At 72.5% G+C, this 23,424-nt stretch carries 28 protein-coding genes; 13 read left to right on the forward strand and 15 right to left on the reverse strand.

Going from position 1 to position 23,424, the window contains the following annotated elements; genetic code table 11:
* The 4 genes from ACU436_RS29825 to ACU436_RS29840 form a co-directional block, all read right to left on the reverse strand.
* Complete coding sequence (locus ACU436_RS29825; RefSeq protein WP_459030312.1) at window positions 1-702, reverse strand: Clp protease N-terminal domain-containing protein; 702 nt, start codon at window positions 700-702, stop codon at window positions 1-3.
* Between the two features lie 390 nt (window positions 703-1,092).
* Window positions 1,093-1,260, reverse strand: coding sequence for a hypothetical protein (locus ACU436_RS29830; RefSeq protein WP_459030313.1), 168 nt, complete (start codon window positions 1,258-1,260; stop codon window positions 1,093-1,095).
* A gap of 117 nt (window positions 1,261-1,377) precedes the next feature.
* Complete coding sequence (locus tag ACU436_RS29835) at window positions 1,378-1,593, reverse strand: DUF397 domain-containing protein (protein ID WP_459030314.1); 216 nt, start codon at window positions 1,591-1,593, stop codon at window positions 1,378-1,380.
* Between the two features lie 21 nt (window positions 1,594-1,614).
* Window positions 1,615-2,454, reverse strand: a complete 840-nt coding sequence (locus tag ACU436_RS29840) for a helix-turn-helix domain-containing protein (protein ID WP_459030315.1) — start codon at window positions 2,452-2,454, stop codon at window positions 1,615-1,617.
* 174 nt (window positions 2,455-2,628) lie between these two features.
* On the opposite strand from ACU436_RS29840, the gene ispG reads away from it, so the two are divergent.
* The 3 genes from ispG (at window position 2,629) to ACU436_RS29855 (ending at window position 5,483) form a co-directional block, all read left to right on the forward strand.
* Window positions 2,629-3,753, forward strand: coding sequence for a flavodoxin-dependent (E)-4-hydroxy-3-methylbut-2-enyl-diphosphate synthase (gene ispG / locus ACU436_RS29845; RefSeq protein WP_459030363.1), 1,125 nt, complete (start codon window positions 2,629-2,631; stop codon window positions 3,751-3,753).
* A gap of 51 nt (window positions 3,754-3,804) precedes the next feature.
* On the forward strand, window positions 3,805-4,638 hold the full coding sequence (locus ACU436_RS29850) for a GNAT family N-acetyltransferase (RefSeq protein ID WP_459030316.1): 834 nt from the start codon (window positions 3,805-3,807) through the stop codon (window positions 4,636-4,638).
* Window positions 4,639-4,700: 62 nt separating this feature from the next.
* Window positions 4,701-5,483, forward strand: coding sequence for an SAM-dependent methyltransferase (locus tag ACU436_RS29855; RefSeq protein WP_459030317.1), 783 nt, complete (start codon window positions 4,701-4,703; stop codon window positions 5,481-5,483).
* Window positions 5,484-5,570: 87 nt separating this feature from the next.
* Here the strand turns inward: ACU436_RS29855 and ACU436_RS29860 are convergent, their stop codons facing one another.
* Together ACU436_RS29860 and ACU436_RS29865 are read right to left on the reverse strand one after the other, a co-directional pair.
* Window positions 5,571-6,014, reverse strand: coding sequence for a hypothetical protein (locus ACU436_RS29860; RefSeq protein ID WP_459030318.1), 444 nt, complete (start codon window positions 6,012-6,014; stop codon window positions 5,571-5,573).
* 3 nt (window positions 6,015-6,017) lie between these two features.
* The gene (locus ACU436_RS29865; protein WP_459030319.1) at window positions 6,018-6,779 is read right to left on the reverse strand and encodes a sulfite exporter TauE/SafE family protein; all 762 of its coding nucleotides are present in this window, start codon (window positions 6,777-6,779) and stop codon (window positions 6,018-6,020) included.
* Window positions 6,780-6,862: 83 nt separating this feature from the next.
* On the opposite strand from ACU436_RS29865, the gene ACU436_RS29870 reads away from it, so the two are divergent.
* The 3 genes from ACU436_RS29870 (at window position 6,863) to ACU436_RS29880 (ending at window position 9,270) form a co-directional block, all read left to right on the forward strand.
* On the forward strand, window positions 6,863-7,750 hold the full coding sequence (locus tag ACU436_RS29870; protein WP_459030320.1) for a LysR family transcriptional regulator: 888 nt from the start codon (window positions 6,863-6,865) through the stop codon (window positions 7,748-7,750).
* Window positions 7,751-7,817: 67 nt separating this feature from the next.
* Window positions 7,818-8,612, forward strand: coding sequence for a TetR/AcrR family transcriptional regulator (locus tag ACU436_RS29875; RefSeq protein WP_459030321.1), 795 nt, complete (start codon window positions 7,818-7,820; stop codon window positions 8,610-8,612).
* Window positions 8,613-8,835: 223 nt separating this feature from the next.
* The gene (locus tag ACU436_RS29880; RefSeq protein ID WP_459030322.1) at window positions 8,836-9,270 is read left to right on the forward strand and encodes a DoxX family protein; all 435 of its coding nucleotides are present in this window, start codon (window positions 8,836-8,838) and stop codon (window positions 9,268-9,270) included.
* Between the two features lie 71 nt (window positions 9,271-9,341).
* Here the strand turns inward: ACU436_RS29880 and ACU436_RS29885 are convergent, their stop codons facing one another.
* Together ACU436_RS29885 and rfbC are read right to left on the reverse strand one after the other, a co-directional pair.
* A complete protein-coding gene (locus ACU436_RS29885; protein ID WP_459030323.1) occupies window positions 9,342-10,625 on the reverse strand; it encodes an NAD(P)H-dependent oxidoreductase in 1,284 nt (427 codons plus the stop codon).
* Entirely contained in the window at window positions 10,625-11,173 is a 549-nt protein-coding gene (gene rfbC / locus ACU436_RS29890; RefSeq protein WP_459030324.1) for a dTDP-4-dehydrorhamnose 3,5-epimerase, read from the reverse strand. The genes ACU436_RS29885 and rfbC overlap by 1 nt, the downstream gene beginning before the upstream one ends.
* A gap of 127 nt (window positions 11,174-11,300) precedes the next feature.
* Here rfbC and ACU436_RS29895 point away from each other — a divergent pair, with 127 nt between their 5' ends.
* The 4 genes from ACU436_RS29895 to map all read left to right on the forward strand — a co-directional run bounded on the left by ACU436_RS29895 (window position 11,301) and on the right by map (window position 15,137).
* Window positions 11,301-11,930: a class I SAM-dependent methyltransferase gene (locus ACU436_RS29895; protein ID WP_459030325.1), complete on the forward strand. Its 630-nt coding sequence runs from the start codon at window positions 11,301-11,303 to the stop codon at window positions 11,928-11,930.
* A gap of 38 nt (window positions 11,931-11,968) precedes the next feature.
* Window positions 11,969-13,777, forward strand: a complete 1,809-nt coding sequence (locus tag ACU436_RS29900) for a penicillin-binding transpeptidase domain-containing protein (RefSeq protein WP_459030326.1) — start codon at window positions 11,969-11,971, stop codon at window positions 13,775-13,777.
* A 66-nt stretch (window positions 13,778-13,843) separates the two neighbouring features.
* Window positions 13,844-14,224, forward strand: coding sequence for a DUF3054 domain-containing protein (locus ACU436_RS29905; RefSeq protein ID WP_459030327.1), 381 nt, complete (start codon window positions 13,844-13,846; stop codon window positions 14,222-14,224).
* Between the two features lie 55 nt (window positions 14,225-14,279).
* Complete coding sequence (gene map / locus ACU436_RS29910) at window positions 14,280-15,137, forward strand: type I methionyl aminopeptidase (RefSeq protein WP_459030328.1); 858 nt, start codon at window positions 14,280-14,282, stop codon at window positions 15,135-15,137.
* A 12-nt stretch (window positions 15,138-15,149) separates the two neighbouring features.
* Here map and lepB read toward each other — a convergent pair whose 3' ends face one another.
* The 5 genes from lepB to ACU436_RS29935 form a co-directional block, all read right to left on the reverse strand.
* Window positions 15,150-15,839, reverse strand: coding sequence for a signal peptidase I (lepB, locus tag ACU436_RS29915; RefSeq protein ID WP_459030330.1), 690 nt, complete (start codon window positions 15,837-15,839; stop codon window positions 15,150-15,152).
* Window positions 15,840-15,903: 64 nt separating this feature from the next.
* Window positions 15,904-16,140 carry a hypothetical protein gene (locus ACU436_RS29920; protein WP_459030331.1) on the reverse strand — a complete coding sequence of 79 codons (237 nt, stop codon included), beginning with the start codon at window positions 16,138-16,140 and terminating at the stop codon, window positions 15,904-15,906.
* Between the two features lie 32 nt (window positions 16,141-16,172).
* Window positions 16,173-16,370: a hypothetical protein gene (locus ACU436_RS29925; protein ID WP_459030332.1), complete on the reverse strand. Its 198-nt coding sequence runs from the start codon at window positions 16,368-16,370 to the stop codon at window positions 16,173-16,175.
* A 66-nt stretch (window positions 16,371-16,436) separates the two neighbouring features.
* A complete protein-coding gene (locus ACU436_RS29930; RefSeq protein ID WP_459030333.1) occupies window positions 16,437-16,709 on the reverse strand; it encodes a hypothetical protein in 273 nt (90 codons plus the stop codon).
* Window positions 16,710-16,977: 268 nt separating this feature from the next.
* The gene (locus ACU436_RS29935) at window positions 16,978-17,244 is read right to left on the reverse strand and encodes a hypothetical protein (protein WP_459030334.1); all 267 of its coding nucleotides are present in this window, start codon (window positions 17,242-17,244) and stop codon (window positions 16,978-16,980) included.
* Between the two features lie 432 nt (window positions 17,245-17,676).
* On the opposite strand from ACU436_RS29935, the gene ACU436_RS29940 reads away from it, so the two are divergent.
* Genes ACU436_RS29940 through ACU436_RS29950 form a run of 3 tightly spaced genes read left to right on the forward strand, consistent with a single transcriptional unit; the run spans window position 17,677 to window position 21,166 of the window.
* Window positions 17,677-18,396, forward strand: coding sequence for an ABC transporter ATP-binding protein (locus ACU436_RS29940; protein ID WP_459030364.1), 720 nt, complete (start codon window positions 17,677-17,679; stop codon window positions 18,394-18,396).
* A complete protein-coding gene (locus ACU436_RS29945) occupies window positions 18,393-19,616 on the forward strand; it encodes an ABC transporter permease (protein WP_459030335.1) in 1,224 nt (407 codons plus the stop codon). Before ACU436_RS29940 ends, ACU436_RS29945 begins: the two co-directional genes overlap by 4 nt.
* 26 nt (window positions 19,617-19,642) lie before the next feature.
* Window positions 19,643-21,166, forward strand: a complete 1,524-nt coding sequence (locus ACU436_RS29950; RefSeq protein ID WP_459030336.1) for a biotin/lipoyl-binding protein — start codon at window positions 19,643-19,645, stop codon at window positions 21,164-21,166.
* 92 nt (window positions 21,167-21,258) lie between these two features.
* On the opposite strand, the gene ACU436_RS29955 is transcribed toward ACU436_RS29950, so the two are convergent.
* Both ACU436_RS29955 and ACU436_RS29960 read right to left on the reverse strand, forming a co-directional pair.
* Window positions 21,259-22,266, reverse strand: a complete 1,008-nt coding sequence (locus ACU436_RS29955; RefSeq protein ID WP_459030337.1) for an Rpn family recombination-promoting nuclease/putative transposase — start codon at window positions 22,264-22,266, stop codon at window positions 21,259-21,261.
* A 259-nt stretch (window positions 22,267-22,525) separates the two neighbouring features.
* On the reverse strand, window positions 22,526-23,410 hold the full coding sequence (locus ACU436_RS29960; RefSeq protein WP_459030338.1) for a helix-turn-helix domain-containing protein: 885 nt from the start codon (window positions 23,408-23,410) through the stop codon (window positions 22,526-22,528).
* Between the last annotated feature and the right edge of the window lie 14 nt (window positions 23,411-23,424).

The raw sequence follows: 23,424 nt of genomic DNA on the forward strand, positions 1-23,424 counted from the left end.
CTACCGCCCCGATCCCACGCCGCCCCGCACCGAGCGCTCCCAGTCCGCGGCCCGCTCGTGCTGGGCGGCCACGGTGGCGAGCAGGCCCGGGTCGGCCTCGGCGAACGTCTCCACGGCGTCCCCGAGCCGGATCGGCTCGCCGATGCGCATGACGTAGACGTTGAGCCCGCCCGCCATCTCGCGCTGCATCTCGCTCGGAAAGGTGTCCAGGCGCGAGCCCTGCACCGCCACGAGCCACCCCTGCGGCTCGAGCTGCTCGCGGATCCGCACGAGGGCGTCGAACATGTCGCCCGCGCCGACGTCGATCGGCTCGCCCGCCCAGTCCAGCTGCACCCGGTACAGATCCGAGTGGCCGCGGCGGCCCTGCCACGCCCAGTGGATCACCGCCTGCTGCCGCTCGTCGTCACGGACCAGCGTGACCGGGGTGCTCGCGGATCGCCCGTCCTCGTCCGGCTCGGGCTGCGCCGGCCGGTTGTAGCCCTCGGACGCGAGGACCCGCTCGACCGCCCTCCGCAGCTCCGGTGGGTCGACGTACTTCGCCAGCACGTCGGCGGCCACCGACTCCCCGCCGTCCAGGATGCCGAGCAGCAGGTGCTCGACGCCGAGGTAGCGGTGGCCGTGGCGTCTCGCCTGGTCCTCCGCGTGCCGGAGCACGCTCTCGTAGCGGGGCGTCGGTCGCAAGGGCGCGGCGTCGTCGGACACGGGTCCATCGTGGTACCTGTCGGCGCTGCGCGCAGCCCCGTGCTCGGCGGAGCGGGGCGCGCGAGGGGAGACGGGGTGCACGGGCGGGCCCGGGCTTGGGCTCGTCGCCGGCGCTTGCCGCTCCCGGGGGAGTGGTGTCTGGTCGTGGCCTCCGGTGGCGCCGCGCAGGGTGCGGGGCCGCCCCTCGTCTGTCAAGGGCGCTCCGCGTCGCTGCGCGAGCGCTTCGCGCCCCTTGACAGACGAGCCTCTGCGGCCCCTTCGGGCAGCTTCGCGGGCAGGCCGGGGCCTGCCCGGTGGGGCGCGCGGCGCCACCGGAGGTGGTTCCGGGCACTTGATCGCGGCTTCGGTGCGGGGCGGCCGTATGTGGCCGTGGGTGCACCGACCTGCTGATCAAGCCGGGGCCCGCTGGGCATGATCGGCGGCCTGGTGCGGGGGCCACATGGAGGCTGTTGCCAGATCCAGCCGCCGGCCGGCGGCCCGTGATCTGCGGTATCGGTTGTCGATGGTTGTGGCGACGACGATGTGCACCCGATAACGGCAGGTCAGGGCGTCGATCAAGGGCTAATGGTCGCTGTTGAAGATCGACTAGCGACCATTTCGCCTTGATCGCCGAAACGCCGGCGCGGCCGATTCGGCAACAGGCTCCGGGTGCAGCTCATGCCCCGATCCCGCTTATCACGACCCGAACTCGCCCGCCCGGACGGCGGCCATGAACTCGCGCCAGGCCGGGGCGGAGTGGCGGTGCGGGGGTCGCGTGCGGTCCTTCGTGTCGCGGACGGCGACCTGACCGCCCGGGAGGAGGGCCACCTCGACGCAGCCGGCACCGCCGCTGTTGCCGCCGCTGAAGCTGCTCTTCCGCCATGCCGCGCCAACCGGGTCCGGAGCAGGCATGGGCACCTCTTGCGGTCGCGGCTACATCTGCGCGATCACCCGCTCGATCAGCGCCACGCTCTCGCCGGGGCTCAGCGCGATGGAGCTCAGGTGGTCGAAGACCACCCTAGCTCGCGCCACGTGTTCCTCCTTCTCGATATGCATCGACCCCATGGGGTGTTCGAGGTATCCCATGTCCGGCTCGCCGAGCCCGTCGAAGCTGAGCACGGTGAAGGCCCCGTCCAACCCGGGGTGGCCGCCGACGTCGCCGGGCAGGACCTGAACCGTCACCGAGTCGAGCTTCGCGGTGTCGACGAGCTGGGCGAGCTGCGTGGACGTCGCCGCACGGCTTCCCAGCACGCGGTGCAGTGCCGCCTCTTCGATCACTGCGAGCAGTTCGTTGGGGTGCTCGGATGATGTGAGCCGCTGCTGCCGGATCATCCTGACCGTCACATCGCGTTCGAGGATCTCCGGAGATCGTGAGCGCAGGGAGGTCTCGAACAGCGCCCGGGCGTAGTCCGCGGTCTGCAACAGCCCGGGTACGAGGCTGGCAGCGAACTCGCGGACCGTGCTCGCCTCGGCTTCCAGCGGGATGTAACCGCGGTCGTCCAGCCCGTACGCCCGCCACCACCCCTTCGCGCCGGCCGCCCGAGTGAGGTCAAGGAGCTCCGTCCACCGGTCCCCGCCGACGTCGAACAGGTCCAGCATGCTGCGCACGATGTGCACGTCGACGCCCTGGTGGGCGTTCTCGATGCGGCTGAGCTTGCTGGGGGAGACGTCCAGCCTCGGCGCGGCGGCCTCGATCGTCAGGCCCGCGTGGACCCGCAGCTCGCGCAGGGTGCGGGCGAGCTGCCGCCGCCGGACCAGGGAACCGTTGCGCACGCCCCCACACCCCCTGCTCTCCGCGACCGGTCGACCACAGATGGTGGCAGGTGGGAGGTGGCAGGTGAAAGATCCAGCCCGTCCTCCCGGGGCGGACGGCGTGGGCCCGGCCACCGTCGGAAGCGGTGCCCGGCGGGGGCGGGGATACTGGGGTTCGTGAGCGTCTCACTGGGCATGCCCGCACCGCCGGCCCCGACCCTGGCCCCCCGTCGCACGACCCGGCAGCTGCACGTCGGCCCGGTGGGCGTCGGATCGGATTTCCCGATCTCGGTGCAGTCGATGACCACCACCCTCACCGCCGACGTCAACGCCACCCTCCAGCAGATCGCCGAGCTCACCGCGGCGGGCTGCGACATCGTCCGCGTCGCCTGCCCGAGCCAGGACGACGCCGAGGCGCTGCCCGCGATCGCGCGGAAGTCGCAGATCCCGGTGATCGCCGACATCCACTTCCAGCCCAAGTACGTCTTCGCCGCGATCGCGGCGGGCTGCGCGGCCGTCCGGGTCAACCCGGGCAACATCCGCAAGTTCGACGACCAGGTCAAGGAGATCGCGCAGGCGGCCAAGGACCACGGCACGCCGATCCGCATCGGCGTCAACGCGGGCTCGCTGGACAAGCGCCTGATGCAGAAGTACGGCAAGGCCACACCCGAGGCGCTCGCCGAGTCGGCGATGTGGGAGGCGAGCCTGTTCGCCGAGCACGACTTCCACGACATCAAGATCTCGGTCAAGCACAACGACCCCGTCGTCATGGTCCGGGCCTACGAGCTGCTCGCCGAGCAGTGCGACTACCCGCTGCACCTCGGCGTCACCGAGGCCGGCCCGGCGTTCCAGGGCACGATCAAGTCCGCCGTGGCGTTCGGGGCGCTGCTGCGCCAGGGCATCGGCGACACGATCCGGGTCTCGCTCTCCGCCCCGCCGGTCGAGGAGATCAAGGTCGGCACGCAGATCCTGCAGTCGCTCAACCTCCGGCCGCGCAAGCTGGAGATCGTCTCCTGCCCGTCCTGCGGCCGTGCCCAGGTGGACGTCTACAAGCTCGCCGACGAGGTCACCGCCGGGCTCACCGGGATGGAGGTGCCGCTGCGCGTCGCCGTCATGGGTTGCGTCGTGAACGGCCCGGGTGAGGCCAGGGAGGCGGACCTCGGGGTCGCGTCCGGCAACGGCAAGGGGCAGATCTTCGTCAAGGGCGAGGTGATCAAGACCGTGCCGGAGCACGCCATCGTCGAGACCTTGATCGAGGAAGCGATGAAGATCGCCGAGTCGCTGGAAGGCGAGGGCAGCCCTCAGGTCACCGTCGGCTGACAGGCCGATCCCGTCGTGGGCACGAGCACGAACGTCTGGCATCGTTGGGGGGTGCTTCGTCTCGCCGGAGCGCGGCTCCTCGACGACCGGGACCGCGCAGGTGTGCGCGCCGTCCTGGACGACGATCCGGTGGCCGCCTGCATGGTCGCCGCTCGCGTCGAGTTGGCAGGTCTCGATCCGTGGCGCCTCGGCGGTGAGCTGTGGGCCGTCGGCCCGCGGTTGGACGGGCTCTGCTTCTCCGGTGCCAACCTCGTACCGCTCCGCGGTGACCGCGCCGCCCTGCGCAGCTTCGCCGACCGTGCGCGCCGCCACGGCCGCACCTGCTCGTCGCTGGTGGGGCGGGCGGAGCTGGTGCTGCCGCTGTGGGACGACCTCGCGCCGCACTGGGCGCCGGCGCGGGAGGTGCGCGCCGACCAGCCGCTGATGGTGCTCACCGGCTCGCCCACCGTGGCGCCCGACCCGTACGTGCGCCCGGTGCACCCGTCCGAGCTGGACAGCTACCTGCCGGCCGCCGTCGCGATGTTCACCGAGGAGGTCGGCATCGACCCGCGGCTGGGCGACGGCGGGGTCGGCTACCGGGCCCGCGTCGCGGAGCTGGTGTCGGCCGGGCGGGCGTTCGCCCGGTTCGAGAACGGCGAGGTCGTGTTCAAGGCCGAGATCGGGGCGTTGTCCGGTCAGGTCGGGCAGATCCAGGGCGTGTGGGTGCACCCGGACCGGCGCGGCCACGGGCTCGGCACGGCCGGCACGGCCGCGGTCGCGGAGCGCCTCGCCGCCATGGGGCGGGTGTCGAGCCTCTACGTCAACGGGTTCAACCGGGTGGCGCGGGCGGCGTACACGCGGATCGGGTTCACCCAGATCGGCAGCTTCGCCACCGTCCTCTTCTGAGCCCGCCACGCTACGTGTCCGATGGAGCACGAACGGGTGGCGATCGGCGGTAGGGTTTCGGCGTGAGCAGCCAGGAGCCCTCCGCGATCGACACGACGGTCGCCCACTCGCCCCGCATCTGGAACTACTGGCTCGGCGGCAAGGACAACTACGAGGTCGACCGCCAGGTCGGTGACGACTTCCGGCGGATGTTCCCGCCCATCGTCGACATCGCCCGTGGATCACGCGGCTTCCTCCGGCGCGCGGTCGCGCACCTGGCGGGGGAGGCGGGTGTCCGCCAGTTCCTCGACATCGGCACCGGCCTGCCCACGGCGGACAACACGCACGAGGTGGCGCAGCGGGTCGCCCCGGACGCGCGGGTCGTCTACGTCGACAACGACCCCGTGGTGCTGGCGCACGCCCGCGTGCTGCTGCGGGGCACCACGGCGTACATCGACGCCGACCTGCGCGACACCGCGCGGGTACTCGAGCTCGCCGGCGAGAGCCTGGACTTCGAGCGCCCGGTCGCGCTGATGCTCATGAACATCCTCGGCCACGTCCCCCGGTTCCCGGACGCACACCGGATCGCCCACGAGCTGATGTCCGCGCTGGCACCCGGGAGCTACCTCGTGGTCGCCGACGGCATCACGGACGGAGGTCCGTTCGACGCGGCCATCGACATGTGGAACCAGGCGGGTTCGCTGCCCTACGTCCTGCGCACCCCCGAGCAGATCGCCCAGTACTTCGAGGGTCTCGATCTGCTCGAGCCGGGCGTCGTGTCCTGCCCGCTGTGGCGGCCCGAGCCGACCGAGATCGGCACGGCCGTGGCGGTCGACGAGTTCGGCGCCGTAGGCCGGAAGCGGTAGGGCCACGTTCCCCGGCCGCACACACCCTCGCGGCACGGCGCACACGCCCCACCATGTGTGCGGACCCCACCCGACGTGTGCGGCCGCTCAGCCGCTGCTTCCAGCGGGCGGATCATCCCCTCGCCTCAGGCCGCCGGATACCGGAGCGGGGCCGTGACCTACCCATTCGTCCAGGTCCTCCGCCGCTTCTCGGGGCTCGCGCACGATGTGGTCCCGCCACCCGCCGCCATCAGCTGCGTTCGGGGAGCACAGCTGTTGGCGGAAGCGGGCCTCGGCCGGCGAGAAGCGGTCCTGCGCCTCCGCGGCAGGCAGGCCCAGGACGTCGCCGATGTGCTGCCAGCTCCTGCCGGCCGCCCGTCGCGCCACCACGGCGGCGTCGAGGAGCCGGTGCGCCGCCGCGAGCACCTGCGTGGCGTCGGCGAGCGCGGTGGAGCCGTCGTCGATCGGGACCAGCGCGCGGGCGAGGTCGGAGAGCTCGCACGCCTCGAAGGACATCACCAGCCGGGCCCGGGACCCCTCGGTGTAGGTCACCGCCTACCCGCGCAGGAAGTAGAGAACGGTCATCGTGGCGGCCGTGCCGAGCACGACGGCGCGCAGCAGCCGCGCCGGCATGCGGCGGGCGACGGCGGCACCCGCGACGCCGCCGATCACCGCGCCGATCAGCATGCCGACCAGCAGGAGCGGCGCGCGCAGCACGTCGGACGCGAACAGGAACAGCACCGTGGCGGCGACGTAGACGGCCGCGACCTGCGTGACCCGCGTCGGGTTGCTGGCGGCCGGGTCGAGGCCGACCCCGATCGTCCACACGGCGAGCATGAGGATGCCGACCGCGCCGCCGAAGTACCCGCCGTACACCGAGAGGACGAACTGCCACGCGAGAACGGCCCGGGGGCCCAGGCCGACCGGGCGGCCCAGGACGCCGCTCACGGCGCGCAGGGCGTGGCGGCCGAAGGCCAGCACGACGGTCGCGAACGCGAGGAGCCACGGCACCGCGGCGTCGAACGACGCCGACGGCAGGACGAGCAGCAGGACCGCTCCGACGGCGCCGCCACCCATGCTGGCCGCCGTGAGCGCCCGCGTGGCCGTCGCGCCGACGGGCCGGACGTCCCGGCGGTACACCCACGCGCTGGCCAGGGAACCGGGTACGAGGGCGACGGTCGACGCGGCGTTCGCCGTGACCGGGGGCAGCCCGGCGGCGACGAGGGCCGGCAGCGCCACGAACGTGCCGCCCCCGCCGACCGCGTTCAGGGCGCCTGCGGCGATCCCGGCCACCAGGACGAGCACCAACTCGGACACGGGCCGAGGATCGCCCGCCGGCGGGTAGATCCACAATGCGCGATCCCCGAATCCAGCCTCAGGCAGGGCCTTAGGCTGAAGGCGTGCGGTACGACCTGGACGACCTGCGGCTCTTCCTGTACATCGTGGCGGGGGGCTCGATCACCGCGGGTGCGCGGCGGATGCACCTCAGCCTGCCTTCGGCGAGCGCGCGGGTCCGGGCCCTCGAACACCACGCCGGGGTGGACCTGCTCGTCCGCGGCCGGCGGGGCGTGCGGCCCACGCCGGCGGGCACGACGCTCGCCCGCCACGCGCGGGACGTCCTGATCCACGCCGCGCGCCTCGAGGGAGCCGTCGGCAGCTACAGCCGCCGTCCCACCGCCCCTGTGACGCTGCTCGCCGGCGGTTCCGCGATGTACGGGCTCGTGCCCCGGGCTCTGGTCACGTTCCTGCGCGAGCACCCCGATGCCGACGTCGAGGTCCACGAGAGCCGCACCCCGCAGACGCTGCAGATGCTCGCCGACGGTGCGGCCGACCTGGGGGTGGTGATCGACAATGAGGCCGGGGACGGCGACGTCGAGACCGAACTCCTCGGCGACGACTCCATCGTCGTGATCGGTCAGGCGGGTGGGATCCTCGCGGGACGGACCTCCCTGGCCTACCGCGAGGTGGCCGAGCACCCCCTGGTGGGGCTCGACGCGGAGTCGTCGCTGCGGCGCTGGATCGAGAGGAGCCTGGGCCCGCACGCCCCCGCGGTGCGCTACCGCACCACCGTCGCCGACATCAACGTCCTCGTCGCCCTGGCGGCGGCGGGAGTCGGGCTGGCGATCGCGCCGCGCCGGGCCGTGGAGGACGACCGGCGGCTGGAGGTGTGCGCGCTGCAGGACCCGTGGTCCCGCCGCCACCACTTGCTGGCCTGGGGAGCCAGGGACCGGACGCCGTCGGTGTCGGCGCTCGCCGAGAACCTGCGGGCGGCGGCCGGCACGCCGTGACGATGGACTACTGTGTACACCGTACTTCTTGATTCGTACAACGTATTCAATTCTAGGATGTCCGACAATGCCACGAGACGATACGGCGGGTCGGACCGACGGCGGTGCGGCCGTCCGGCGCAGCCTCCAGCTGATGTGGGGCGGCGCGCCCGAGCCCACCCGCGGGCCGAAGCCGGGCCTCTCGGTCGCGACGATCGTCCGGGCCGCGATCGACCTGGCCGACGCCGAGGGACTGGTCGCGCTGTCGATGCGACGCATCGCGGGTGCGCTCGGGGTCGGCGCCATGTCGCTCTACCGGTACGTCCCCGGCAAGTCCGAGCTCGTGGACCTCATGGTCGACGAGGTCTACAGCGAGGACATCGCGGACGCGGAGGCCGTCGCGGCCGGCTGGCGGGAGCGCCTGGAGGCGTCCGGCCGCCAGGAGTGGGCGCTCTACCTCCGGCATCCGTGGATGCTGCAGATCGCGCAGGGCCGCCCGATGCTCGGGCCGCACTCGATGCGCTCCACCGACGTCGCCCTGCGCGCCATCGACGACATCGGCCTCTCCGAGGAGGAGATGCTCGGCGCCGTCGTCGTGCTCAGCTCGTTCGTCGCCGGCCTGGCGAAGACCACCATCGAGGCGATGCAGGCGGCCGACCGCACCGGCATCAGCGACGAGGAGTGGTGGGAGATCCAGTCCGAGTACGTCGGGCCCGCCGTGGTGGCGGGGGAGCTGCCGATGCTGACGAAGGTCGGCGAGGCCGGGGCGTTCAACTCGATGTTCGACCACTTCGAGTTCGGACTCCAGCGCGTGCTGGACGGGCTCGGGGTGCTGATCGAGCACCGGCGGCCGCCCGGAGATGGCGGCGCGCCCCAGGGATAGCCCGGTCTCGCGCCACTTCACACACCGTGGGTGGGCTTCACACAGGGCCGGCCTAGGGCCGGCCTTGTGCGAAGTCGGTCCTAGGTGTGTGAAGTCCCCCGCGGGACGGCGCCCGGGCGCGGACCGCGCTGGGCGGGCGCGGATCACACGGCGGCGTTACAAAGGCTTTCCTAAGATGAACGCGCAACTGTTCAACGCTCACCTACATCGAGGAGTCGTTGCCGTGATCCGTACGCTGCCCCCCTCCGTCCGGGACGGCGCACTGCTGGTGGCCCGCCTGCTGCTCGGCGTCGTCCTCATCGCGCACGGCTGGCAGAAGGTGGTGACGAACGGCCTCGGCGCCACCGCCGAGGGCTTCGGGAAGATGGGCGTCCCGCTCGCGCCGGTCTCGGCCACCTACGCGGGCGTCGTCGAGCTCGTCGGCGGGGCGCTGGTCCTGGTCGGCGCGGCCACGGCGGTCGTGGGAGTCCTCGTCGTGCTGGACATGCTGGGCGCCGCCCTGATCGTCCACGTCGGCAACGGCGTCATGGTCGGCGACGGCGGCTGGGAGCTCGTCGGCGTGATCGCCGCCGCGGCGCTGGTGCTGGCCGCGGTGGGCGCCGGCCGCTACAGCGTGGACCACGCCCTGGCGACGCGCCGCGCCCCGGCAACGGTCTGAAACGCCAGCATGGTGGCCATACTGGTGTAACGCCGCAGTATGGCCACCATGCTGGCGGTGGGACGTGGCCCTCAGCCGAAGAGCTTCTCCTGCTCCTCGCGCAGCTGGTCGACCAGGCGCCCGGGGGGCAGCGTGACGTCGGCGTAGGTCAGTGCCTCGTCCGTCGCCACGTCGCGCTTGAGCACGCAACCCTCGGCCACCCCCATCGGCAGGAGGCTCTCCGACCGCGTGACCGGGGTGGACTCGGCCACGCCGTAGGTGTCGTAGCCGCCGAGCCCGTCGACGGTGTGGCCGGCCTTGAGGTCCTGCTTCGCCGTGGCGACGACGTCCACGTGCGGCCCGGCGGGCGCGGCGAGCGCGGCGTCGGCGAAGTCGACGGCGCGGACCACCGAGTTGGGCACCTCGAAGTGGCACAGGTGGTAGGGCGTGTAGAAGCTGTACAGCGGGCCCTCGCCCAGCTTGTACAGGTTCAGGTAGTGGCGCTGCTTCGGGTCGTCGTGCGTGCCCAGCACGAACACGCCCGGGCTCGGCTTCGACTTCACCACGTAGTCGACGATGCCGCCCTTCTCGCGCAGCTCGTCGACGTCGTAGCGGCTGGTGAGCTCGTCGACGTGGCCCTCGTGGTCCCAGCCGTTCATGCCGCGCTCGGGCACGGTGAGCCCGAACGCGTTGGCCACGATCGCCTGCTCGAAGGAGATCTTCGTGCCGTCGGCGAAGCTCGTGACCATGTACGGGTCCTGGCCCCACTTCTCGGCGAACGCCTTCTGGGTGGTGGGCGTGCGGTACTCGTCCTGAAGGCCCTTGATGTTGCCCGCCACCAGCGGGGTGACCCCCAGGCCCTTGACGAACCGCATCAGGTTGGCCTGCACGCCCGGCTGGTCGCCGTCGCACCCGGTGAGCACCACCCCGGCCGCGCGCGCCCGGTGGGCGAGCAGCGGGCCGACGGTGCCGTCCAGCTCGGCGTTCATCGTGACGATCGGCAGGCCGCGGTCGATGGCGGCGACGGTGACCCGGGCGCCGAACTCGACGGCTCCGGTGACGTCGACGACGCAGTCCAGGTGCACGGCCTTCAGCAGCTCGAACGCGTCCTCGAGGACGGCGGCGCCGCCCTTCTCGATCGTCGCGTCGAGCTCCGTCGCACCCTCGACGCGCACCGCCTCGACGCCGGCCTCGCTGAAGGCGCGCTCGGCGTTGGCGGGGGTGCGGTTGGCGATCGCGACGAGCCGCATCCCCGGCACCGAGTTCACGATCTGGTTGGCCAGCCCGCGGCCCATGAAGCCGGCGCCGATCATGCCGACGCGGATCGGGCGGTTCTCGGCCTCGCGGCGGGCGAGTGCGGTGTCCAGGATCAGCATCAGCGGGCCTCCACCGAGACCTCGGACAGCAGCGGCCAGGCCGCGTCCTTCTCCGAGACGACCGCGGGCGGGATCGGCCACTCGACGCCGAGCGCCGGGTCGTCCCACCGCAGGCCGCGCTCCGCGCCCGGGGTGTAGGCCGTGGAGACCTGGTACATGACCTCGGCCTTGTCGGTCAGGGTGATGTAGGCGTGCGCGAAGTTGCGCGGCACGTACATCGCGGTGCGGTTGTCCTCGGTGAGCTCGGCTCCGAACCACTTCAGGTACGTGGGTGACTCGGGGCGCAGGTCGACGATCACGTCCCAGATCGCGCCCCGGTAGCAGCGGATGAACTTCGTCTCCGCGTTCGGCTCCAGCTGGTAGTGGAACCCGCGCAGCGTGCCCGCCTTGTGGTTGAACGAGATGTTGGCCTGCTCCACCAGGGGCTCGAGGCCCGCGTCGACGAACTCCTGACGGCAGAAGGCCCGGGCGAAGAAGCCGCGGTCGTCCTCCAGGAGCTTCAGGTCGACCAGTGCCGAGCCGGGGAGCGGGGTGGTGTGGATCTGCATACTGGAGGCTCGTCCTCTTCGCGTCGTCCTTACTGGTCCGCCCGCAGACTAGACCGGGCGGAGGATGCCCTTTCATCCGTCGTCGCCGGTGGTCGCGTTACCGGCGCAGGCACGCCACGGTGGGGGCATGGCAGCAGCGACACCCCCGTCATGGACGACCGGCACGGTGCCGAACTCCTTCGCCGCGCTCCCGGCCGGGCGGCTCGGCACGTTCGGCGGGCAGCTCATGCGACTGCTCAACCGGGCCCAGCAGCGCGAGATCGCGCAGCTGCTCGGGCGGCTCCCCGGCATGGACGTCCTCGAGCTCGGCCCCGGTCCCGGCGTGCTGCTCGGCATGCTCACCCGCACGGCCCGGCACGTCACCGGCGTCGAACCCTCGGGCGAGATGCGGGCGCTCGCGATCCGTGCCCACGCCGGTGCGATCGCGGCCGGCCGCCTCGACGTGCGGGCCGGGGACGCGGCCGCCACCGGCCTGCCCGACGGGGCCGTCGACCTCGTCGTGGGCGTGAACAACGTCGCGATCTGGCCCGACCTGGACGCCGGTGTCGCCGAGCTGCGGCGCGTGCTGCGCCCGGGCGGGCGGCTCGTGCTGAGCTGGCACGGTGGCGAGCGGCCGGCCCGCGCCGCCCGCGCGCTCCTGCTCCGGGAGGAGTGGGGCCAGCGCATCGAGGACGCGCTGCGCGCCCGCTTCCCCGACGTCCGCCGCACCCGCACCCGCCGGTGCACGGTGTTCGAGGCCCGCGACACGGCCGGGTGAAGCCCGGCGGCGCCGGGGCCCCTCGGCATACTCGCCCCGTGCCGCGCCCCCACCCGACCACCGCCCTGGCCGCCGTGCTCGGCGTGCTGCTCGCCACGGCCGGCTGCGGGCTCTTCGGGGACACCGGGCCGGAGGACACCGCGACGGCGTTCCTCGCCGCCTGGTCCGCCGGCGACGACGCGCGCGCCGCCTCCCTCACCGACGACCCGGCCCGCGCGGGCGAGCTGCTCGCGACCACGCGCAAGGCCCTCGCCCCGGAGGGCCTCTCGGCCACCCTCGGCCAGGTGCGCACCGACGCCGACAGCGCCACCGCGGCCGTCGACGTCGACTGGCAGCTCGGCCGCCAACGCGACTGGCGCTACCTCGGTGAGGTGGAGCTGCGTCCCGCACCCGAGACCGAGGAGGGCTGGCGGGTGCACTGGGCACCCACCGTGGTGCATCCCGACCTGGCGGCCGGGCAGCGGCTCGCGGTGCGCACCGAGGCACCCTCGCCCGCGCCGGTGGTCGATCGGGGCGGGGCACCGCTGCTCGAGGCCACCACGGTGGTCGCCGTGCTGCTGGACCGGCGCGCCACGGGCGACCTGCCCGCCGTCACGGGCGCGCTGGCCGCCGCGCTCTCCCCGTTCGACCCGCGGATCACCCAGGCGTCCATCACCGACGGTGCCGCGCGCACCCCCGACGGGCAGGCCTACCCGGTCGCCGTGCTGCGCGAGACGGACTACGCCCAGGTCAAGACCGCGATCCACCACCTGGCCGGTGTGCGGTTCACCACATCGGAGCGGCTGCTCGCGCCGAACTCCGACTTCGGACGGCAGGTGCTCCCCGGCGTCCGCGACGAGGCCGCGGAGCAGTTGGAGGGCGTGCCCGGCTGGTCGGTCTCGATCGTGGACAGCAGCGGTGCCGCCGTCCGCTCGCTCGCCGAGCAGGCCCCGCGGCCGGGCACCACGGTGGGTGTCGGGATGGACCGCGCCATCCAGTCCGCCGCCGAGGACGCCGTGGAGCCGGTGGTGCAGCAGGCCATGCTCGTGGCCGTCTCGGCGTCCACCGGCGACCTGCTGGCCGTCGCGCAGAACCCCGCCGCCGACGCCGAGGGCCCGCTCGCGCTCACCGGCCGGTACCCGCCGGGCTCCACGTTCAAGGTGGTGACGGCCACGGCCGCGATGGCCGAGGACGGCGTCACCGTCGACACCCAGGTCGCATGCCCGGGTACCACCGTCATCGGCGGGCGGGTCGTGCCCAACGCGGGCCGGTTCGACCTCGGCACCGTCCCGCTGCTCACCGCGTTCGCCCGCTCCTGCAACACCACGTTCGCGCAGCTCGCGGTGCAGCTGGAACCCGGCGCCCTGCCGGCGGCCGCGCTGCGGCTCGGGCTGGGCGCCGACTACGCCGTCCCCGGCATCGTCACGGTCACCGGAGCGGTGCCGGCGTCCGCCGAGGAGGTGCTGCGCGCGGAGAACGGGTTCGGGCAGGGGCAGGTGCTGGCGAGCCCGTTCGGCGTCGCGCTGGCGGCCGCGGTGGTGGCGCACGGCGCGCCGGTGGTGCCCCAGCTCATCCGGGGCCGGCCCACCGGGGTACTGGTCCCCGCCACCGTGCCCGACCCGGCGGCCCTCGGCCAGCTGCGGGCGATGATGCGGGCGGTCGTCACGGACGGCACGGCGAGCGCGCTCGCGGGCCTGGGGGAGGTCTACGGCAAGACGGGCACCGCGGAGTTCACCGGTGACGGCCGCGCGCACGGCTGGTTCATGGGCTACCGGGGCGACGTGGCGTTCGCCGTGCTGGTGGTCGACGGTGCGTCGTCCGCGCCCGCGGTGCAGGTCGCGCAGCGCTTCCTGTCCGCCATCGGCTGAACTGGGCGGTGTCTCGTGGCGCGCGACACCAACGGGGGTCTTGCCCCGGCGCTTACGCTGGATGTCATGTCGCCCCGGCGGATACCCGCGCTCGCGATCGTGGCCGACGTCGTCGCCGTCGTGGTGTTCGCCGCCATCGGCCGCATGAGCCACGCCGAGCCCGACGACCTGCTCGGCCTGCTCGGCACCGCGGCGCCCTTCCTCGTCGGTCTCGTGGCGGTGTGGGCCACGCCGTACGTGCGGGCCAACCCGGTCGGGGTCAGGGCGGCCCTCACCGTCTGGGCGGGCACCGTCGTGATCGGGCTGCTGGTGCGGGCCGGGTTCACCTGGAGCCTGCCGCCGAGCTTCGCCGCGGTCACCGCCGTCGCCCTCGCCGTCCTCCTGATCGGGTGGCGGGCGCTCTCGGCCGCCGTGTCCCTGCGGGCCCGCCAGCGCGCCCTGCACTGAGCACCGGTCCGTGAGCGCCGGGTCGCGGACCGTCGCGGCTGCATAGACTGGCGCCATGCCCGCCCGCACGCTGCTCACCCCCGGCACCGTCTCGCCGACCCGGCCCGTGCCCGCGCACATCGCGCGGCCGGAGTACGTCGGCCGGAAGCGCCCGGAGCGCAACTCCGACCCCTGGGTGCAGACCCCCGAGGTGATCGAGCGGATGCGGGTGGCCGGGAAGATCGCCGCGCAGGCCCTCGAGACGGGTGGGAAGGCGGTGGCGCCGGGCGTCACCACCGACGAGGTCGACCGTGTGGTGCACGAGTTCCTCGTGGCCCACGACGCCTACCCGTCCACGCTGGGCTACAAGGGCTTCCCCAAGTCCTGCTGCACCAGCCTCAACGAGGTGATCTGCCACGGCATCCCGGACTCCACGGTCATCCAGGACGGCGACATCGTCAACATCGACGTCACCGGTTACATCGGCGGCGTCCACGGCGACACCAACGGCACGTTCCTCGCCGGGAACGTGAGCGAGGAGGACCGCCTCCTCGTCGAGCGCACCCGCGAGGCCACGATGCGGGCGATCAAGGCGGTGCGCCCGGGCCGGGAGCTCAACGTCGTCGGCCGGGTGATCGAGTCGTACGCCAAGCGGTTCGGCTACGGGGTGGTGCGCGACTTCACCGGCCACGGCATCGGCCGCGCGTTCCACAGCGGCCTGGTCGTGCTGCACTACGACGAGCCGAGCGTCGACACCGTGCTGGAGCCGGGCATGACGTTCACGATCGAGCCGATGATCACGCTCGGCACGATCGACTACGACGTCTGGGACGACGGGTGGACCGTCGTCACGAAGGACCGTGCGCGCACCGCGCAGTTCGAGCACACCCTCGTGGTCACGGCGGACGGGACGGAGATCCTCACGCTGCCCTGAGAATGTGGCTCGTCAGCGGATCCCGCCGATGCGGCCGAAGGGCCACAGGATGAACCGGGCCTTGCCGATGACCTGCGAGACCGCCACCGGGCCGTTGCCCTCGGCGCGCGAGTCGACCGAGTCGTTGCGGCTGTCGCCCATCACCCACAGCTCCCCGTCGGGGACGCGGACGGGCGCGAACTCGGCCTGCCGCAGGGCCCCGGCCTCAGGCAGGAAGTAGAGGAACGGCTCGTCCACGCCGACTCCGTCGACGACGATCCGGTTGCGCTCGTCGCAACACGCCACCGTCTGCCCACCGACCGCGATCACGCGCTTGATGTACTCGGTCTCGTTCTCGCTGTGAGAGTTCATCCCCACGAGCGCGCCGAGCCGCGCCACGCCGTCGAGGAGCAGGTTGCCGCTGCCCGCCGAGACCTCCAGTTCACTGTTGGTCCAGCTGTCCGGGAGCGTGAACACCAGGACGTCGCCCCGCTCCGGGGCCCTGAACCGGTAGGTCAGCTTGTCGACCAGCACGCGGTCGTTGTCGCAGCCGGGACAGCCGTGCAGCGTCCGTTCCATCGAGCCGGACGGGATGACGTAGATCCGCGCGACGAACACCGGGAGGAGCGCGAGCACCAGCAGCGCCGCCAGGACGATCACCGGGCCGCGCCGGATCCGCCGCCCCCTCCGTTCCTCCGCTGGTGCTGGCTGGTCACCGGACATGGTCGCCCCCTCGTCGTACGGGCGGCCCGGCCGCGGCGCACCGCGTCCGGGCCGCGCCGGCCGGTCAGTACTCGACGGACGCGCCGCCGGCACCACCGGTGCCGCCGGACGTCGTGCACTGGATGATGAAGCCGTCGTCCACCGGCGGGAGCCAGCGGCAGGTGGCGGTGGCCGAACCCGATCGGCCGTCCGGACCGTCGTGGTTCTTCGGGTCGCCCGCCTGGGCCGCGCCGGCGAACAGCGGCACCGACACGGCGGCCGCGGCGACCATGGTGGCGAAGCCGGACACGTAGCGCTTCACGTGCGCACCTCCCTCTGAACCCGACACCGTCCTCATCCGTTCGCTCCCGTCGCGCCGTCGGCGCCGTCCGCGCCCACCGCGTTGCAGACGGGCGCGTTCATGGGAGGCCGGTAGGAGGTGCAGGTGACGTCCTGGCCGTCCTGGCCGGGGGCGCCGACCCGGTCGGGTTCGTCACCCGCGTGGGCCAGGCCGGCCGAGGCCGCGAACCCGCCCGCGACCAGAACCGTCATCGCCACGACGACAGCGGATCGACGAATGGGCCGCCCGTTGCTCCGGGACTCGATCATTGCCATCGCTCAGTAGTCGGCGCCGGTGCCGCCGGCGCCGCCCGTGCCGCCGCTCGCGTTGCACTGGGAAACGTCTCCGCCCTGGCCGAGGATGCCGAGGGAGATCCCGATCGGGATCAGGCACTGCGAATTGGCGGCGCCACCCGAACCACCCGGACCGCCCGTGTTCTCCTGGTTGCCGTACCCGTAACCACCGGCGACCGCGGCGCCGCCGAACAACGTGGAGCCGACCGTTGCGAATGCCGCCACGGCGATCGCGGCCTTTCGTCCGGGAATGTTCATGTGGATTGATTCCTTTCAAATGTTCCGGCAGTCCGTGCGGCCTACCGAGGTCCGACGTGAAGATGCCCGGCCGCGAGAACCCACCACGCCGACTGCTCGGTGGTGGTGATCGGGCCGGGAGATGGCCGTTCCGGATCCGGAACAGTGCCGCGACGACGCCGTACCGACCGATCCGGTCGTCCGGCGCCGGCGAGGGCTACCCTGACGGCGGTGCAGGCCCCCGACGAGCCCGGGGGCCTGCACCGCAACTACGCAGGTGGGAGGGGTATCAGTAGTCGGCGCCAGTGCCGCCGGCGCCACCCGCGCCGCCGCCCGCGTTGCACTGCGAGACGTCGCCGCCCGAGCCGACCAGGGCGCCGAGCGAGACACCGACCGGGATCAGGCACTGCGAACTCGCGTCGCCGCCCGCCCCGCCGGCCCCGCCGGTATTGTCGAAGTGACCGTGGCCTCCTGCCATTGCTGCGCCACCGAACAGTGCCATCCCCGTCAGAGCAAAAGCAGCTGCGGCGGACACGACACGGGTCTTACGAAGCATCTTGCTCTCCTTGGTGATTGCGGAACGCCTCTCGTTCCGCACGGAATACAGGAGTAGTCGGGTGCTCCACGCCTGTCCAGTCCGGAGGCCCCGCAGTCCCGCCATCCCACCCGGTCGGGTTGCCCCATCCGATTTCGACCACGTCCCGTGATGTCCGGGCGACCCGCACCGGGGCCCGACGAATCGTTGTGCTCACATCCGTGTGATTCACCGGTCGGGCACCGCTCGAGCCGCTCACGGGATGAATTCGAATGCGCAGAGTGGTCACCCGGGTCCGGTCGCCTCGCCCGGGTGAACCCATCGTGAATGGCGTAACAGCGCTCGTGGGTCTTCGTTGCTCCACCGTCCACGGGCGGCACGGGGCGCCGGGCGGCCCGCGGCGTCGGACTCGCGGCGCACGCGTGCGCCTGAGGAGGGGTGATCCGCAATCCGATGATCAAGCTCGAGGGTGTCGGCAAGAGCTACCGAGCCGGGGAGGCCGAGGTCCGCGCGCTCCACGACGTCGAGCTCACGGTCGACGAGGGCGACTTCGTGGCGATCATGGGTCCGTCCGGCTCCGGCAAGAGCACGATGATGAACATCCTCGGCTGCCTCGACCTCCCGACCGAGGGCCGCTACCTCCTCGACGGGATCGACGTCTCGGGGATGAGCGACGACGAGCTGGCCGCGATCCGCAACGGCAAGATCGGTCTCGTCTTCCAGTCCTACAACCTGCTGCCCCGCACGACGGCGCTCGCCAACGTCGAGCTGCCGCTGGTGTACGGCAACCAGCGGGCGCGCCGGACCCGGGCCCTGCAGGCGCTGGAAGAGGTCGGGCTGGCCGACCGCGCCTCCCACCTGCCCAGCCAGCTCTCCGGCGGGCAGCAGCAACGGGTGGCCATCGCCCGCGCGCTGGTCACCCGCCCGACGATGATCCTGGCCGACGAGCCGACCGGGAACCTCGACACGGAGGCCAGCTGCGAGCTCGCCGAGATGTTGGGGCGCCTCTCCGAGGCCGGCCGGACGGTCGTGCTCATCACGCACGAGGAGGAGATCGCCGCCTACGCCCGCCGCGTGGTGCGGTTGCGAGACGGGCGGATCGTCAGCGACCGCCGCAGCGACGCCCCCGAGGACGTCACCCAGGAGATCCAGCGGGCGGGGGCCGGCGCGTGACGCTCCGCCTGGCGATCGTCATGGCGTGGCGCGGCCTGCGTGCCAACCGCCTGCGCTCGCTGCTGACGATGCTCGGGATCATGATCGGCGTCGCCGCGGTCATCCTGCTCGTCGCGCTCGGCAACGGCACGTCCGCGCGGCTGAACGCCCAGTTGGAGGCGCTGGGCACGAACCTGATCGGCGTCTTCCAGGCCCGGGGCAGCGTGTCGGAGGGCGGCCGCAGCCAGCCACTCACCGACCGGGACGTCGAGGCGCTGCGCGAGTCGAACGAGGCCCCGCGGTTCGTCACGGTGACGCCGGTGAAGCAGGCGAGCGCGGTGTTGAAGAGCGATTACGGCACCTGGCGCACCAGCATCGTCGGCTCCTCCCAGGACTACCCCGCCGCCCTGAACCGGACGATCGACGCCGGGAAGTTCTTCTCCGACTCCCAGGTCCGGACCCGGGCGCGCGTGGTGGTGCTCGGACCCCGCCCGGTCCAGGAGATCTTCGGGGGCATTCCGGCGGCCGCGCTCGGCCAGCAGGTGCGCGTCGGGTCGCAGACGTTCGAGGTCGTCGGCGTGCTGGAGCCCAACGGGCAGCAGGACGACGTCGCGGTCATGCCGATCACGACGGCGCGCACCTACCTGGTCGACGGCGGCGCGGACGACCGGGTGGACCAGCTCGTGGTGCAGGCCACCGGCCAGGACGCGGTGCCCGCGGCGATGGCCAAGGTCAGCCGGGTCCTCATGGACTCCCACCGGATCGACGACCCCACCCAGAAGGACTTCGAGGTCCGCTCGAACCTCGACCTGCTCGAGCAGTACGGCGAGGTCACCGAGGTCTTCACGATCTTCCTCGCGTCCATCGCCGCGATCGCGCTGCTGGTCGGCGGGATCGGCGTCATGAACATCATGCTCGTCACGGTCACCGAGCGGACCCGGGAGATCGGTCTGCGCAAGGCGCTCGGTGCCCGGCGCCGGACCGTGCTCGAACAGTTCCTCGTCGAGTCGACCGTCCTGTCGGGCATCGGCGGATCGGTCGGCGTCGTCCTCGGGGTCGGGTTGTGCCTGCTGGGCGAGCGGTTCGGCGCCGCGTTCGGCGACTTCGCCCCGCCGCAGTTGTCCGTCCCGTCGGTGTTCCTCGCGTTCACCGTCAGCCTCTGCATCGGCCTGTTCTTCGGCGCGTACCCCGCGAAGCGCGCCGCCCGACTCCGCCCCATCGAAGCGTTGAGGTACGAATGACCACCCGAACCACCGTCCGTCGCCTAGTGGGACCACTAGCTGCGGCGGCACTCGTGCTGCTGGTCGCCGGGTGCACCAGCGCGCAGTCCGAGCCGCTGACGGTGAAGGTGACCCGGACGAGCGTGACGTCGACCGTCACCGCGACCGGTTCCCTGCAGGCCGTCACGGAGCAGAACCTCGGTTTCCCCGACGGCGGCAAGCTCGTGGAGGTCAACGTCGCGGTGGGGCAGCAGGTCGAGCCGGGGCAGATCCTGGCCCGGCTCGACGACTTCGTGGCGCGCCGCGACCTCGCGTCGGCGCAGGCGCAGGTGGCGCAGGAGCAGGCGGCGCTGGACCGCATCCGGGGCGGCAACCAGGTGGACGCCGCCGCCGACGACGCGAAGCGGGCGGGGGAGGTCCTGGACGCCACGAAGGAGCGGGCCGAGGCGGTCGACGACGCCAACGCGTCGGCCGTCGACGAGGCGGAGCGGCAGCTGAAGCTCGACAAGGAGGTGCTGCGCGACACCAGGTCCCGGACCCGGGCGGACCGGCGTTCCTGCACCGGGGCGGACCGCAGGGCCGCCGAGCGGGACGCGGACCGGGGTGAGTCGCTCCTGCACTTCTCCGGGCGGGACAGGCAGGCCGAGGACTGCGACGTCGCCGCGCAGAAGGAGAGCGAGGTGGAGCAGGCCGAGCGCAACGTCCGCGCCAGCAAGGCGGCCCTCGAGCAGGCGGAGAACCAGCGGCGCGTCGACCGGGCCGAGCAGGACGTGGAGATCGAGAACGCCCGGCGCGACCTGGCCGCCGCGAAGAACGAGGCCGAGGGCGCCCGGGGCGATCGGCCGCACGACATCGACGAGCAGGCCGCGATCGTCGCGCAGCTGCAGGCCGACGTCGACAAGGCGCAGCGCGTCGTGGACGACACGACACTGCGCTCGCCCGTCGCCGGCAAGGTCGCGAGCATCAACGGCGTCGTCGGCGAGTTCCTCGGTGGCGGCTCGGGCACCACCCCGCTCGCGCCGGGCGGCACGGTGCCGCTGCCGGAGCGCAAGTCGGCGGTCTCGGCGAGCGATCAGGGCGGCAGCGAGAACGACCGACCCGGTGGCACGTCGTTCATCGTGCTCGGCGACGTCCAGAGCTTCCAGATCGTGGCGCCGTTCGCGGAGACCGACGCGGCGCTCGTCCAGCCGAACCAGGAGGTGCAGGTCACCTTCGACGCGATCCCCGACCTCACCCGCACCGGGCGGGTCGTCAGCATCGCGCCCAGCGGCACCGACATCCAGGGCGTCACGAGCTACTACGGCGTGATCGTGCTGGGCGAGCTCGACCCCCGGTTGAGGGACGGCCTGACGGCGTCGGCCAACGTCGTCGTGGACCACCGCGACGACACCCTCGCCGTGCCGAACGCCGCGCTCATGCAGAGCGGGGGCAGCGGAACGGTGACGGTGCTCGATCCCGACGGCACGCAGCGGCAGGTCCAGGTCGAGCTCGGCCTCGCGGGCGACAGCGTCACGCAGGTCGTCGCCGGGCTGCGCGAGGGCCAGCGGATCCTGGTGGCATCCGGGGAGTGAGGGCGCGAGTGCCGATCGGAATGTTCGGACGAACGGCACTCTCGTTCAATAGGTGTGGACGGCCGTGCCGCTCGTACGATCGGAACGGACTGTCAGGCGAAGATCTCGTCGAGCGTGGTGGCGGTGAGGACCCGCCCGGTCCAGCTCTCCAGCCGCTCGCTCGAGGCGGCCTGCAGGTTCCCGATGGCCCAGCCAGGAAGGGGGCCGAACTTCTGGGTCAGCAACTGTGTGAGTGTCTCGGCGCGTCCTTGTGCCCGGCCGGTGGCCTCGCCCTCGACGCGGCCCTCGACGCGGCCCTCGGCGCGGAGCATGTCTGCGGTGGTCATGAGGTTCTCCTCCACCTCGGGTCCGAGTCGGGCGACGACTTTCCGGAGTCGGTCCACGGGGGTCTCGCTCGCCAGGACAATGTACTGGAAGACGGCAGGTAGCATCTCGGTTCCGTCCGGGGCCCGTCGTGCCCGGTCCAGCACGTCGAGCCACTCTTCTAGAGCCACGTCCAGGTCCGGGTTGCCGCGGGCGTCGCGCAGCAGGAAGAGGCTGATCTTCCCCAGCGGGGTGAACGGGCGGGCGTCGAGCAGTGCCCGCATGTGGGTGGGGTCGACGCTGCCCATGTCCTCGAGTCGGAACCGGAACCGTGGGAGGTACTCCTCGACCGCCTTGGCCGTGGCCGGGTCGATGTCGATCAGGTCGCGCAGCTCGGTGGGCGTCGACCACGGTCGGCCGCCCTGGTGGACCACGACCGGGACGACCAGCGGGAGCCTGGTGGCCTTCGGGTGCTCGGTGACGTGTCGCTCCCACACGCGCACCATGTAGCGCAGCATCCGCCACGGCATCAGCGGGTCGGGGCCGCTCTGGTGCTCCAGCAGGATGTAGACGAGCGCTTCGTGATCGTCGAGGTAGGTGGAGAGGCAGACGTCGCTGTGCCGCCGCGAAAGCTCGGCATCCACGAACGTCCCGTTCAGCACGGTGAGTCGTTCCAGGTCCAGCCGGGCGGCGAGCTCTGGCAGCAGTGCTTGGATCGCGGCACGGGCGTGCACCGGGCTGCCGAATACCAGCCGGAAGAGCCCGTCGTGCGGCTGTACGGAGCGATCATCGGACACGTGCTGGAACGTACGTGACGATCCCGACATTCTCGGATGCCTGTTCGTGCACGGCTCTGTGCCCGCAGGCACGTCCCCGCGGCACCCGTGGCAAGGCGCTCGCGCCGGCCGCAACCTCACTGCGGAACGCAGCGGGCGTCGGTCGGTGTTCAGCGTTCGGACGTGCAGGCGGTCACTGTTCTCGGTGACGCCCCGGCCGCCGAGCATGGCGTCGAGCGGCAGCTATCCACCCTCATCGCTCCCAACTGCGCTCGATACCTCAACGGGGGTCGGCACCTTGCCGGTGCTCGCCCCGGTACTCGCTCGGGCTGCACCCGTGCACCGTGCGGAACTGCCGGGAGAAGTAGAAGGCGTCGGTGTAGCCGACGGCCTCGCCGATGTCCCCGATGTCCCGCGACGAGGTGATCAGCAGCTCGCGGGCCCGCGCCATCCGCAGCCGCTTGGTGTACTCGACGACCCCGCCGCCGGTGGCCGCGCGGAAGAGCGCCGAGAAGTGCGAGGGGGACAGGCCCGCCGTGCGGGCGAGCTCGGCCACGCTGAGCGGCTTGGCGAAGTTGCGGCGCAGGTAGTCCTGGGCCTGGCGGACCGGTTCGGTGCGTTGCGGGCCGCCGGCCACCACATCGGACGCGAGCTGGGCGAGCAGCGCCCACCCCGCCCCGGCCGCCGAGATCAGGCTGGGGAACGTCTCGTCGCGCTCGAAGCAGGCGATGGCGTCGTCGATCGTCGCGACGGCGCGGTAGGTGTCGTGCAGCTCCACGAGGACCTCCCGGCCGTCCGGAGCGATGACGGCGAGCAGCTCCGCAACCTGGGTGCCGGCCGCGTGCAGCCACCAGATCGTCCATGGGCGGTCCGGGTCGGCGAGGTAGATGTGCGGGCGGCCCGGCGGCAGCACGAGCGCCTGCCCCGGCCCGACGACGGTGCTGCCCCCGCCCGCCTCACAGCGGCCGTACCCGTCTACGCAGACGATCACGATGGCCTCCGGAGCGCCTTCCGTTCGAGGTCGGCCGTGGTTCGCGGCGCGCGGGAAGTAGCCGGCGTCGGTGACGAGCAGCCCCGACGTCGGCGGCCTGCGCAGGGCCGATGCGACGAGTGGCCGGGGGAGCACGCGCAACCGCTGGCCGGGGAACCCGTCGGGCAGCAGCACGGCCCCATCGTAGG

Source organism: Pseudonocardia wallangbongensis, from assembly GCF_054486945.1.

What these genes read in the sequence shown, in the direction of transcription:
- ACU436_RS29835 (WP_459030314.1), bottom strand. Translation starts at nt 1,593, where the DNA reads ATGCCTGCTCCGGACCCGGTTGGCGCGGCATGGCGGAAGAGCAGCTTC.
- ispG (WP_459030363.1), top strand. Translation starts at nt 2,629, where the DNA reads ATGCCCGCACCGCCGGCCCCGACCCTGGCCCCCCGTCGCACGACCCGG.
- ACU436_RS29875 (WP_459030321.1), top strand. Translation starts at nt 7,818, where the DNA reads ATGCCACGAGACGATACGGCGGGTCGGACCGACGGCGGTGCGGCCGTC.
- ACU436_RS29885 (WP_459030323.1), bottom strand. Translation starts at nt 10,625, where the DNA reads ATGCTGATCCTGGACACCGCACTCGCCCGCCGCGAGGCCGAGAACCGC.
- rfbC (WP_459030324.1), bottom strand. Translation starts at nt 11,173, where the DNA reads ATGCAGATCCACACCACCCCGCTCCCCGGCTCGGCACTGGTCGACCTG.
- ACU436_RS29895 (WP_459030325.1), top strand. Translation starts at nt 11,301, where the DNA reads ATGGCAGCAGCGACACCCCCGTCATGGACGACCGGCACGGTGCCGAAC.
- ACU436_RS29905 (WP_459030327.1), top strand. Translation starts at nt 13,844, where the DNA reads ATGTCGCCCCGGCGGATACCCGCGCTCGCGATCGTGGCCGACGTCGTC.
- map (WP_459030328.1), top strand. Translation starts at nt 14,280, where the DNA reads ATGCCCGCCCGCACGCTGCTCACCCCCGGCACCGTCTCGCCGACCCGG.
- lepB (WP_459030330.1), bottom strand. Translation starts at nt 15,839, where the DNA reads ATGTCCGGTGACCAGCCAGCACCAGCGGAGGAACGGAGGGGGCGGCGG.
- ACU436_RS29925 (WP_459030332.1), bottom strand. Translation starts at nt 16,370, where the DNA reads ATGACGGTTCTGGTCGCGGGCGGGTTCGCGGCCTCGGCCGGCCTGGCC.
- ACU436_RS29930 (WP_459030333.1), bottom strand. Translation starts at nt 16,709, where the DNA reads ATGAACATTCCCGGACGAAAGGCCGCGATCGCCGTGGCGGCATTCGCA.
- ACU436_RS29935 (WP_459030334.1), bottom strand. Translation starts at nt 17,244, where the DNA reads ATGCTTCGTAAGACCCGTGTCGTGTCCGCCGCAGCTGCTTTTGCTCTG.
- ACU436_RS29940 (WP_459030364.1), top strand. Translation starts at nt 17,677, where the DNA reads ATGATCAAGCTCGAGGGTGTCGGCAAGAGCTACCGAGCCGGGGAGGCC.